Origin of the sequence: Salarchaeum sp. III, assembly GCF_036418315.1 — an archaeon.
Taxonomy (GTDB): domain Archaea; phylum Halobacteriota; class Halobacteria; order Halobacteriales; family Halobacteriaceae; genus Salarchaeum.
This window is the reverse complement of record NZ_JAZHPG010000020.1, coordinates 56,086-66,213: the sequence shown is the minus strand read 5'-3', so window position 1 is coordinate 66,213 and position 10,128 is coordinate 56,086. Positions and strand designations below refer to the sequence as shown.

At 68.6% G+C, this 10,128-nt stretch carries 12 protein-coding genes; 4 read left to right on the top strand and 8 right to left on the bottom strand.

The features are described 5' to 3' along the window. The 3 genes from U3A55_RS04635 to U3A55_RS04625 all read left to right on the top strand — a co-directional run. Positions 1 to 1,045, top strand: a 1,045-nt coding sequence (locus tag U3A55_RS04635) for a GTPase (protein ID WP_330990316.1), incomplete at its 5' end; no start/stop codon positions are given. Positions 1,046 to 1,091: 46 nt separating this feature from the next. Then, the gene (locus tag U3A55_RS04630) at positions 1,092 to 1,730 is read left to right on the top strand and encodes a helix-turn-helix domain-containing protein (RefSeq protein ID WP_330990315.1); all 639 of its coding nucleotides are present in this window, start codon (positions 1,092 to 1,094) and stop codon (positions 1,728 to 1,730) included. A 44-nt stretch (positions 1,731 to 1,774) separates the two neighbouring features. Then, a complete protein-coding gene (locus tag U3A55_RS04625; RefSeq protein WP_330990314.1) occupies positions 1,775 to 2,743 on the top strand; it encodes a phytoene/squalene synthase family protein in 969 nt (322 codons plus the stop codon). On the opposite strand, the gene cruF is transcribed toward U3A55_RS04625, so the two are convergent. The 4 genes from cruF to U3A55_RS04605 are packed head-to-tail and all read right to left on the bottom strand — an operon-like array spanning position 2,740 to position 6,568. Further along, positions 2,740 to 3,543, bottom strand: a complete 804-nt coding sequence (gene cruF / locus U3A55_RS04620; protein WP_330990313.1) for a bisanhydrobacterioruberin hydratase — start codon at positions 3,541 to 3,543, stop codon at positions 2,740 to 2,742. The genes U3A55_RS04625 and cruF overlap by 4 nt on opposite strands. Beyond that, on the bottom strand, positions 3,536 to 4,363 hold the full coding sequence (locus U3A55_RS04615) for a prenyltransferase (RefSeq protein ID WP_330990312.1): 828 nt from the start codon (positions 4,361 to 4,363) through the stop codon (positions 3,536 to 3,538). Before U3A55_RS04615 ends, cruF begins: the two co-directional genes overlap by 8 nt. Next, a complete protein-coding gene (locus tag U3A55_RS04610; protein ID WP_330990311.1) occupies positions 4,364 to 5,827 on the bottom strand; it encodes a phytoene desaturase family protein in 1,464 nt (487 codons plus the stop codon). Between the two features lie 54 nt (positions 5,828 to 5,881). Continuing rightward, positions 5,882 to 6,568, bottom strand: a complete 687-nt coding sequence (locus tag U3A55_RS04605) for a YqjF family protein (protein WP_330990310.1) — start codon at positions 6,566 to 6,568, stop codon at positions 5,882 to 5,884. An 80-nt stretch (positions 6,569 to 6,648) separates the two neighbouring features. Here U3A55_RS04605 and U3A55_RS04600 point away from each other — a divergent pair, with 80 nt between their 5' ends. Then, complete coding sequence (locus U3A55_RS04600) at positions 6,649 to 7,500, top strand: ZIP family metal transporter (protein WP_330990309.1); 852 nt, start codon at positions 6,649 to 6,651, stop codon at positions 7,498 to 7,500. Here U3A55_RS04600 and U3A55_RS04595 read toward each other — a convergent pair. The 4 genes from U3A55_RS04595 to U3A55_RS04580 form a co-directional block, all read right to left on the bottom strand. Further along, positions 7,497 to 7,817 (bottom strand): transcription factor S, encoded by a 321-nt coding sequence (locus U3A55_RS04595; RefSeq protein WP_330990308.1) that lies wholly within the window; start codon positions 7,815 to 7,817, stop codon positions 7,497 to 7,499. The two genes, U3A55_RS04600 and U3A55_RS04595, sit on opposite strands and share 4 nt — an antisense overlap. A 49-nt stretch (positions 7,818 to 7,866) precedes the next feature. Then, positions 7,867 to 8,337 carry a hypothetical protein gene (locus U3A55_RS04590; protein ID WP_330990307.1) on the bottom strand — a complete coding sequence of 157 codons (471 nt, stop codon included), beginning with the start codon at positions 8,335 to 8,337 and terminating at the stop codon, positions 7,867 to 7,869. Further along, positions 8,330 to 9,199 (bottom strand): hypothetical protein, encoded by an 870-nt coding sequence (locus tag U3A55_RS04585; protein ID WP_330990306.1) that lies wholly within the window; start codon positions 9,197 to 9,199, stop codon positions 8,330 to 8,332. Before U3A55_RS04585 ends, U3A55_RS04590 begins: the two co-directional genes overlap by 8 nt. Before the next feature lie 79 nt (positions 9,200 to 9,278). Then, positions 9,279 to 10,115, bottom strand: a complete 837-nt coding sequence (locus tag U3A55_RS04580) for an RAD55 family ATPase (RefSeq protein ID WP_330990305.1) — start codon at positions 10,113 to 10,115, stop codon at positions 9,279 to 9,281. Between the last annotated feature and the right edge of the window lie 13 nt (positions 10,116 to 10,128).

Below are 10,128 nucleotides of genomic sequence, written 5' to 3'. Positions count from 1 at the left end.
CGTGATGCACGCGGCGTCGCGGGCGCTCGCCGCGGGCGCGGGGTTCCGACTCGTCGGGCCGGACGAGATGCAGCTCGACGTGGACGTGCCGGTGGTGGCGGTGGACGCCGTCCGGACGGGCTGCGGGAAGTCACAGCTCTCGCGGGCGCTCACGGACGAACTCCAGACCCGGGGCTACGAGGTAGGGGTGGTGCGGGAGCCGATGCCGTACGGCGACCTCGCCACGAACCGCGTGCAGCGCTTCGAGTCCATGGCGGACCTCGACGCGGCGGGCGTGACCGTCGAGGAGCGCGAGGAGTACGAACAGCACATAGAGCGCGACCACACGGTGTACGCGGGCGTCGACTACGAGGCAATACTGGCGCGTGCGAGCGACGAGAACGACCTCGTGCTCTGGGACGGCGGGAACAACGAACTCCCGTTCGTGCGTCCGGACGCGCACGTCGTGCTCGCGGACCCCCTGCGCCCCGGCGACACGGACACCTACCATCCCGGGGAGGCGAACCTCCGGAGCGCGGACGCCGTCGTCGTGAACAAGGAGAACGCCGCGAGCGACGACCAGGTGTCGGAGACCGTTCGACGGATACGGGACGCGAACCCGGACGCACCGGTGTATCACGCGGACTCCGTGGTGTCCGTGGACGACCCCAGTCTCGTTCGGGACGCGTCGGTGCTCGTGGTGGAGGATGGTCCGACGCTCACGCACGGGGACGCCGCGTACGGCGCGGGCACGGTCGCCGCCGAGCAGTACGGCGCCGCGGACCGCCTCGACCCCCGCGAGGCCGCGGTCGGGTCCATCGCGGACGTGCTCGACGAGTACGACCACCTCGACCGGGTGCTGCCCGCGATGGGGTACTCGGACGCTCAGCTCGCGGACCTCGAAGCGACCATCGACGCGGTCGACCCTGACGCAGTGGTCGCGGGGACGCCCGTGGCTCTCGACCGACTGGTGGACGTGGACGCGCCCGTGGTCGACGTATCGTACCACATCGAGTTACACGACACGACGCCCGGCGAACTGCTCGACGCCGCGCTCGACCTGTAAGGTTACGTGCGAACAGGCTTATGATGCGACGACTGCAACGGCACGTATGAGCGTCCTCCTCACGTTTCGCGTGCCGGCCGACACGGTCTCGTTCGGCCGTGCGGCGCGCGCGGCAGGCGTGAGCGTCAGCGTCGACCCCCTCGTTTCCGTCGAGTCCGACACCCAGTCCATTCACGTTGAGGGGCCGTCGGGCGCGGATTTCTCGGCGTTCGAGGACGAACTTCACGCGACGGGCAGCGTCTCCGACTTCTCGGTGCTGGACGAGTACGAGGGGAGTCGGCGGTACTCGCTCTCGTGGACCGGCGACGAACGCGACGTGTTCGACGACCTCCAGGACGCGGGCGCGCACGTGCTGTCCGCGGGGGGGAACGGCGACCACTGGGAGTTCGAGACGCGGTTCCGGACGGAGGACGACCTCGCCGCGTTCAGCGACCAGTGTCAGTCTCGGGGCGTACCGCTCGAAGTGTTGAGCCTCCAGAAGAACGACCGCAAGAAGAACGGCGCGTTCGGGCTGACGGCCGAACAGCACGAAACCCTGCTCGCCGCGCTCGACGCGGGGTTCTACGACGTGCCGCGGGACACGACGACAGTCGAGCTCGCGGAGACGCTCGGTATCTCGGACCAGTCGCTCTCGGAGCGGCTGCGGCGCGCACACGCCACGCTCGTGGAGAGCGCGCTCCGGTAGCCCCGCAGAACTAAGTCGCAGGCGGCCGTCCGTTCGAGGTATCTATGGTTTCCCGGGAGCAGGTCGCGACGGCGAAGTCGATACACCGACGCACGGGGAAGACGTTCTACCTCGCGACCCGCCTCCTCCCGGAGCGCGTACGCCGCGGAACGTACGTCCTCTACGGGTTCTTCCGCGTCGCGGACGAAGTCGTGGACGGCGACGAGACGCTGTCGGCGGCGGAGCAGCGCGCCGAACTCGAACGCATCCGCGAGGGCGTGCTGGGCGACCGGACACCCGAGGAGCCCGTGCTTGCGGCGTTCGCCGACATCAAGGACGAGTACGGCATCCCGGACAGCGAAGTCGAGGTGTTCCTGGACGCGATGGAGTCCGACATCGAACAGCAGACGTACGAGACCGCGGCCGAACTCGACGAGTACATGCGGGGGTCGGCGGTGTCCGTCGGGCACATGATGGTGTACCTGATGGACCCCGAGCGGGAGAACGCGGACGCGGCGCTGCCGCACGCCGGCGCGCTCGGGCGGGCGTTCCAGCTCACGAACTTCATTCGGGACGTGCGGGAGGACATCGACGACCTCGACCGCGTGTACGTGCCGATGGAGCGCTTACGGTCGAACGGCGTGACGGTCGACCAACTCAGGAACCACGAGTCCTCGAAGGGGTTGACGACGGCGCTCCAGTCCGAGCTGTCGCGCGCGGAGTCGCTCTACCGGGAGGGCGTCGCGGGCATCAAGTACCTGCCCCGTGACTGCCAGTTCCCCGTGTTGCTCGCGGCAGTGTTGTACGCGGAACACCACCGGCTCATCCGCCGGCAGGGGTTCGACGTGCTCTCGGAGCGCCCGAGCCTCAGCCTCCCCCGGAAGCTGTACGTGACGGCGAGGACGAGCTGGCGGTGGTGGCGGAACGACGACCCCGAGGCGGTGTTCGACGCGGTGAGCGCGGTGCCCGCGGACCGGACGGGCCCGCCGGAGGACGAGGAGCGCGAGTACGAGGACGGCCTCGCGACCCTCTAACGCACGCGAAAGTCGAAGCGTTCCGTTCTAACGAGCACGAACACGCCGACCCCGGCGAGCACCGCGGGAACCCAGTTCGCGTACACGAGGTTGACGGCTCCCCAGAGCAGGACGAAGCTCACGAGGTCGTCGAGCATGAACTCGCAGCGCGCGAGGCGTTCCGCGAGCGCGCGCGGGCTGAACGCGTACTCGACGAACCCGATGGCGATGGTGGCGGAGAGCACCCAGCCGAGGTAGTTCGAGAGGGGGACGCCGTAGTAGGCGCCGCCGCTGGCGTACTGCCAGAACCCGAGGCTGACGGCGGCGGGGTCGAGGACGAGGTCGCCGAGAACGACCACTAGAACGGCGAGCGCGACCCGCACCCAGCCCGGCGTGTTCGCGCGGACTAAGAGGAGGACGAGGAGGTAGGCGTTCAAGACGAGCGGGAAGAAGAAGACGGGGAGGCCGACGGGGACGCCGGCGAGCATCGGGCCGAGGCTGACGAGGTACTCGAACTCGCCGTAGGGGAGGCCGGTGTGGACGCCGACGTACTCCACGAGGTACGTGTAGGTGGTGAGGCCGGCGAGCGCGACGGCTTCGCGGCGGCCGACCAGCGGGAGGAAGCCGGCGACGAGCGGGAGGCGCATCACGAGCGTGCCGAACAGCACGAAGAACGGATTGAACGCGAGTGGCGGCGGGAGGAGTCCCAGTTCGCTCGCGACGAGCGTGAGCGCGCCGACGAGCGGGAAGACGACGGCGATGGTGAAGCGGTTCTCGCGCACGAGGCGCTCCAGCCGTTCTTCGACGGTGCGTCTATCCATAGAGCCTCCAGAGGCCGGCGAGCGTGAGCGTCATGCCGGCGAGTCCGTTCAGGTAGGGGAACCACCAGTACGCGCGGTCCACCGACACGTCCGCGGACGCGACCCACGTGCAGAACACGGGGTATATCGCGAAGACGGCGAGGAGTCGGGGGTCGAGGAGGGCGAACGAGAGCGCGGCGAGCGTCCACACTGCGACGCAGTAGGCGTACGTGCGGGGTTCGCCGAGCCAGGTCGCGGTCGTGCGGATACCGGCCTCCCGGTCGGGCTGGATGTCGGGGATGGCGCTGAAGGTGTGCATCCCCATCGTCCACAGCCACCCGCCGACGACGGCGAGTAGCGGGGGGTGGTGGCCGGCGAGCGCGGCGTACGCGGCCGCGCCGGGGAGGACGTAGAGGCCGTTCGAGGCCGAGTCGAGGAGCGGCGTGGTCTTGAATCGGACGGGGGGCGCGCTGTAGCCGACGGCGAGCGCGAAGAATCCGGCGAGCCACGGCCACGCGACCGCGGGCGTGACGGCGAACGTGCCGAGGCCCAGAACGCCCGAGGCGGCGACGGCGACGAGCACGTCCCGCGACCCCTGGTAGCGCGCTTCCTTCTCCTCCTTCTTGGGGTTGTGTTCGTCCACGTCACGGTCGAAGACGTCGTTGACGCCGTAGAGGAAGAGGTTCGCGGGCACGAGGAAGTACGCGGCGAGCGCGAGCACGACAGGCGTGGTGAGGTCGCTCAGTTCGGTGGCGGCGTAGGTCGCGCCGACGAGGACGGGGCCGGCGAGGTAGAGCCAGAACCGCGGCCGGGAGAGCGTGAGGAGGTACCGGAGGTCCATCTACAGGACGTAGTCGGCGGTGAGTTCGCCCGAGATGAGGCACATCGGCACGCCGATGCCGGGCGTGGTGTTCGCGCCCGTGAAGTAGAGACCCTCTGCGGCCTCGCTCGCGTGCGGCGGGCGGAAGAGCGCGGTCTGCGTGAGCGTGTGCGCCATCCCGAGCGCGGTGCCCTGATAGCTGTTGTAGCGCTCTGCGAAGTCGTCGACGGAGAAGGACTCCTCCACGACGATGCGGTCGCGCACGTCGACGCCGGTGTTCTCGGCGAGGTCGTCGAGGACGCGCTCGCGGTACTCCTTGCGGAGTTCGGGCGTGTCCTCGAGGCCGGCGGCGATTGGGACGAGGACGAAGAGGTTGCTGTGGCCGTCGGGCGCGACGGTGTCGTCCGTGTCGGAGGGGACGCAGACGTAGTAGGCGGGGTTGTCGGGGTACGCGGGGTCGTCGAATATCTGCGCGAAGTGCTCGTCCCAGTCGGTGGGGAGGACGAGCGTGTGGTGGGAGAGCGGGTCCACGTCGCCCTCGACGCCAAGGTAGAGCAGGAACGCCGAGGGCGCGTAGGTGCGCGACTCCCAGTAGGCCTCGTCGAACTGCCGGTACTGGGCGGGGAGGAGTTCCTGTTCGGTGTGGGCGTAGTCGGCGTCGCTCACGACGGCGTCGACCTCGTACTCGGCTTCGGCGGTCGCGACGGTGAACCCGGGTTCGTGGGGCTGAATGCGCTCGACGGCGGCGTCCGTGCGGAACGTGACGCCCAGGTCGTCCGCGAGGGTGACGATGCCGTCAACGACGCCGCGCATCCCGCCCTCGGGGTAGTGGACGCCGAGGTTGAAGTCGACGTGCGTCATGAGGTTGTAGAGCGCGGGCGTATTACTGGGGCTGCCGCCGAGGAACACGAGCGAGTACTGGACGATCTGCTTGAGCTTCTCGTGCTCGAAGTAGTTCTCGACGTGGTCTTCCATCGACCCGAGGAGGCTGAGGCCGCGGGCGTTCCTGGCTACGTCGAGCGAGAGGTAGTCGCGGAGGCGGGGGCGGTCCTCGTAGACGAAGTGCTCCATGCCCACGTCGTAGTTGCGCTCGCTCTTCGCGAGGTAGTCCTCGAACGCGTCGCCCGCGCCCGACTCGTAGGACTCGAAGACGGAGCGCACGTGGTCGAGGTCGCCGGTCATGTCCACGCGGTCGCCGTCCTTGAAGAAGACTCTGTAATGTGGGTTGAGCGGCTGGAGGTCGTAGAAGTCCTCGGGGACGTGCCCGAAGTCCGCGAAGAAGGACTCGAAGACGTCCGGCATCAGGTACCACGACGGCCCCATGTCGAACCGGAACCCCTCGCGTTCGAGGACGCTCGCGCGGCCGCCGAGCTGGTCGTTCTTCTCCAGGAGCGTCACGTCGACGCCGGCGTCCGCGAGGTAGCAGGCGGTCGAGAGGCCGCCGAACCCGCCGCCGACGACGACGGCGGACGTGGGGGAACTCATACCGGAGAGAGGGGGCGGACGGACAATAAAACGACAGGCAGCGCGACGCCCTCCTCAGGCGGGGCGGAGCTGGTGGGCGGTGACGGGGACGCCGGGGCTATACACGACGTGTGGGTCGCCGGCGGGGTGGTCGAAGCCGTTCGCGGCGAAGAGGTCGTTGTCGTCGAACGCGATATCGGCGTCCGCGACCCGCCAGGGCGGGTGTTCCACGTCGCCGTACCAGAGCCGACTGCGGCCCTCGGTGTAGAACCGGTAGCGTTCGACCAGCCACTCGGCGAGGCTCCCCGAGTCCGGCGTGGTCGGTTCTTCGACTGGTCGGTAGGTCGCGGCGAACTCACACGGGGGGACGCCGCCGTGGGTGCGCGTGGACTCGAAGCGGGTGCCGTCGTCGGGCGCGCGCTCGACGTGGGTGTCGGCGCGGTAGTACGGGAGGCTGAACAGGCCGCGGGCGAGCGCGACGCCGACGGGGTCGGCGGCGTCGAGGTTGTAGAAGTAGATGCCGGGGTCGCCGTCGACCTCGACGTACGTGCGGAGGTTGAGTTCCGCGAAGTCCAGTCCGACGCGGCGCGGGGCGTGCCGGGGGCGGACGCGTCCCATCAGGAACGGGACGACGGAGAGGTAGGCGCGACCGTCGAAGGTGTCCACGTCGACGCGGTCGGGGAGCGAGCGCTCCACGAGTCCGGGGTCGACCGGCCAGCTGGCGAAGCAGACGCGCTCCCAGTCCATGTCGATGACGCGCATACGTCTCGTGCAGCCGCGAGCCTCTTCTACCCGGCGGCCACCGACAGTGTTAATAACATCACTACCAATGTTGTTAATGAATGAGTCTCGGAGTTCCTTCGGATCACAACAATCGGTCGGCCGTCGTGCTCGGCGCGCTCGCCGTCCTCGCGTTCCTCGTCGCGTCCGCGTACGCCGCGCTCAACGGGTCGTACAAGCTACTCGGCATCTCCTGGGTCGCCTTCCTCGGGATGCTCGGGTTCGCCGCCGTCGGCTACCGCGACCCCTCCAGCAACCCCACCGCCCTCGTCTGGGGGTACGGCCTCTCCGCGGGCGCGATGATAGCCAGCGCCGCCGCGTTCATCGTCCCGCAAGCCATCGGCCAGCACCCCAAGTTCGGCGGGTTCGGCATCGCCGCCGGCATCGCCATCGGGTTCGCCGCGCACACCATCGGCCACGAGCTCACCCACCGCGACCTCCCCCTCGACACGACCACCGCCCAAATCGCCGCGCACGCGCTCTCCGCCGGCGCCATCATCGGCATCGTCTACGGGTCGATGCCCGACCTCGGATTGCTCCTCGGACTGGCCATCGTCTCCCACAAGGGCCCCGCGGGCTACGCCGCCGCCGGCCGCCTCCGCCGCAACGGCCGCCCCCTCAGCATGCTCGTCCTCCCCGCCGCCGGCGTCGGCATCGCCGCCATCGCCGCGAGCGCGCTCCAGATACCCGCCAGTCCCGAATTCAGAGGTATCGTCTTCGGGTTCGCCGCCGGCATCTTCCTCCACATCGCCATGGACTTCCTCCCGCGCTGCGAGGTCGGGAGCGAAATCCACGACGCCGCCGACCTCGACGACCACGCCCACCACGCCCTCGACCGCCTCCGCAAACACGCCGTCGTCAGCGTGCTCGCCGGCGGTAGCGCCGTGTTCGCCGCCTGGCTCCTCGTCGCCTAACTGTAACTCCGCCAGCGGTGCCCGCACTCGGTGCACTTGAAGAAGCGCGTCGGCGGTTCGTCCGCCGACCCGGTCTGCTTGATGGTGTACCACGCCGTGCCGTTCCCGCAGGCGTCACACTCGACTTCCGCCGTCGGTTTCCCCTCGTCCCCGCTTCCAGGGTCAGACTCGATGACGTCCGAGGTGTCCTGGGCGTCCGTGGAGACGAACGCCTCCGCGAGGTCCTCGTCCTGCGCCTCGCTGTACCCGCACGAGGAGCACACCATGGCGCCGTCCTCCTTTCGCATCATCGACCCGCACTCGTCGCAGAATTGCATACCCGACGTAGCCGCGCCCCGCGAAAAAACCCCTCGCCCGGTCGGGCGCCTACTCGGCGTCCGGGAGGTCGAACTCCTCTTCGTCCACGACCATCGGACAGTCCACGACCTCGTAGTGGTCGGTGTCCACGACCCGCCGGATTTCGGTTCCCTCGTGGGTGCAGTGGAGTTCCGGCGGTTCGCCGAAGTACTGGCAGTTGTGGCAGGTGCGGTTCTCGATGTGGCGCACGTCCCGGTCCTCCTCGCTCTCCACCTGCTGACCGACGGCGAGCGGTTCGCCCTCCTGCTCAGCGAGCAGATCACGCCACGCCTGCTCCCCGTCCACATCCGTCACATCGACCTCGGAGAACAGGTCGTCGAACTCCTGGTCGCCCGCCCGGGACTCCCCGCGCTCGCGCACGCCTGTGGCGAGGTCGGACAGCGGCGCGCTCCGCTCCTCCCCCCGCGCCTCGACCGCTCGCTCGTCGTTGCGCGACTCGTCGCGTTCGTCCGCGGGCGCGTCAGCGTCGTCCTCACTCATCGACGAGTTCCTCCAGTTCGTCGTCCAGACTCTCCTCGACGTCCGGCGCTTCCAGCGCGGGGCGTTCGCCCGTGGTGAGCGTCGCGGACTGGAACAACCCGAAGCGCCGCGAGGACTCCACGCCCGAGAACGTGCTCTGACAGAACGGACACGTCGCGTCCGTGAGGAGCGCAATGTCGACAGCGTTCTCGCACTCCTCGCAGACGGCCTCGCGGACGCCCTGCTCGTTCGCCATGTGCTTCAGCGCGCCCGCGGCGGCGCGCTCCTCCTCCGCGGTGGCGAGCGCGCGCGTCGACCGTCGGACGTCCACGAGCACGCGCGCGAGCGTGTCGACCTTCCCGTCGAGGTCCTCCGTGGTTTCGGTGAGGTACTCGAGGACCTCCTCGTAGTTCTCGAACCCGTCCGTCGCCCACTCCCGGAGATCGTCTACGTCCTCCGAAACCGCGCGCGTTTCCTCCTGGAGCTGCTGAACGGTCTCCGCCGCGGTGTCAATTCGCTCCGTGAGTTCGGGATGGTCGTGGGAGGCGTCCGCCTTCCCCTCCAGCGCCTCCGCGACCTGCACGACGCGCTCGCGAACGTCCTCGATATCGTCCTCGGTCTCGGTGCGGAGCTCGTCGAGGTTCTCTTCGAGCGAGTCCACGTCCCCAGAGAGGTCGTCGAGGGTGCTCTCGACGGAGTCAAGGTCGCTCTGCGTCGCGAACGAGACCTCCCCGGACTCCTCGACGGTGCGGAACGCGGCGACCAGTCGCATCAGGAACGTATCGGAGTCCAGATCCGACTCCGCGGCCCGTGCTTCGAGCCACTTCGCCGCGCCCCCGGAGACCGACACCTCCCCCGTGGTCTCGCTAGTCCCGTCCGGCATTCGTCCCTAGTTCGGGAGCGGATGCCTTAACGTGTTTGACCGCTAGAGTAAAATTCGTCCCGTGAGCTGTCGGCAAGAGTCAACGAATCTTACGGACGTTGCTCACGTCGAACCCTGCCTCGTGAATCTCCGTCTCGAACCGGATGATGTCCTCGTCCTCCAGCTGTGAGAGCACGCCCCGGAACTCCCGGACGAACATCGTGCGCACGCGCTCGTTCCCGCCGGTCTCCCACTCGAACTGGATAGTTCCGTCCACGCTCGTCACGAGGTTCCCGAGCTCCACCTCCGTGAGCGCCTCCTGGCTCACGTGAATGAGGATGAGGCCGTTCCACGACCGCGCCGCCTTCCGCAGCCCCTTCAGCGCGTACACGATGTCGCTGAACTGGAGTGCGCCCTCCCGCGTCCCCACGAGGTCGGTGAGGGAATCCACGACCACGAGGCTGTTCTCCGCGTTCGCGTCGAGGTAGTCCGCGAACGCCTCGATGACGTCCCGGCGGTCCGTCTCCTTCCCGAGGTCCGTGATGGACCGCGTCTGTCCGACGTACCACTCGCGGGGAACCGGACTCAACTGGAAGAACTCCGGGGAGAGGTCCTCGAACTGCACCGAGGTCAGACCGGCGTCCACGATGTCGTCGTCCATCGTCAGCGACACCTCGCGCTTGAGTTCGTTCCCGCTCGCCGTGAAGGAGAGGTAGTGGACTTCCTCGGGGAGTTCGGCAGCCGGCCCCACGTCGCCGTAGTGGAGGTCGAAGAGATCCTGGTCGTTGTACGCGAGACCGTTCATCACGGCGCTCGTGAACAGGAACTCGCGCGCGCCGGCGCCGGCTTCGCCCGCGAGCAGGACGACGCTCCCGCCGGGCGCTCCGCCCCCGATCTGGTCGTCCAACCGGGAGATACCGAACGGAATCCGAACCATGGAGGAGAGTGGG

Excerpts from the sequence above, each read along its gene's own strand:
- U3A55_RS04630 (WP_330990315.1), top strand. The coding sequence starts at position 1,092 with ATGAGCGTCCTCCTCACGTTTCGCGTGCCGGCCGACACGGTCTCGTTC.
- U3A55_RS04625 (WP_330990314.1), top strand. The coding sequence starts at position 1,775 with ATGGTTTCCCGGGAGCAGGTCGCGACGGCGAAGTCGATACACCGACGC.
- cruF (WP_330990313.1), bottom strand. The coding sequence starts at position 3,543 with ATGGATAGACGCACCGTCGAAGAACGGCTGGAGCGCCTCGTGCGCGAG.
- U3A55_RS04615 (WP_330990312.1), bottom strand. The coding sequence starts at position 4,363 with ATGGACCTCCGGTACCTCCTCACGCTCTCCCGGCCGCGGTTCTGGCTC.
- U3A55_RS04610 (WP_330990311.1), bottom strand. The coding sequence starts at position 5,827 with ATGAGTTCCCCCACGTCCGCCGTCGTCGTCGGCGGCGGGTTCGGCGGC.
- U3A55_RS04605 (WP_330990310.1), bottom strand. The coding sequence starts at position 6,568 with ATGCGCGTCATCGACATGGACTGGGAGCGCGTCTGCTTCGCCAGCTGG.
- U3A55_RS04600 (WP_330990309.1), top strand. The coding sequence starts at position 6,649 with ATGAGTCTCGGAGTTCCTTCGGATCACAACAATCGGTCGGCCGTCGTG.
- U3A55_RS04595 (WP_330990308.1), bottom strand. The coding sequence starts at position 7,817 with ATGCAATTCTGCGACGAGTGCGGGTCGATGATGCGAAAGGAGGACGGC.
- U3A55_RS04590 (WP_330990307.1), bottom strand. The coding sequence starts at position 8,337 with ATGAGTGAGGACGACGCTGACGCGCCCGCGGACGAACGCGACGAGTCG.
- U3A55_RS04585 (WP_330990306.1), bottom strand. The coding sequence starts at position 9,199 with ATGCCGGACGGGACTAGCGAGACCACGGGGGAGGTGTCGGTCTCCGGG.
- U3A55_RS04580 (WP_330990305.1), bottom strand. The coding sequence starts at position 10,115 with ATGGTTCGGATTCCGTTCGGTATCTCCCGGTTGGACGACCAGATCGGG.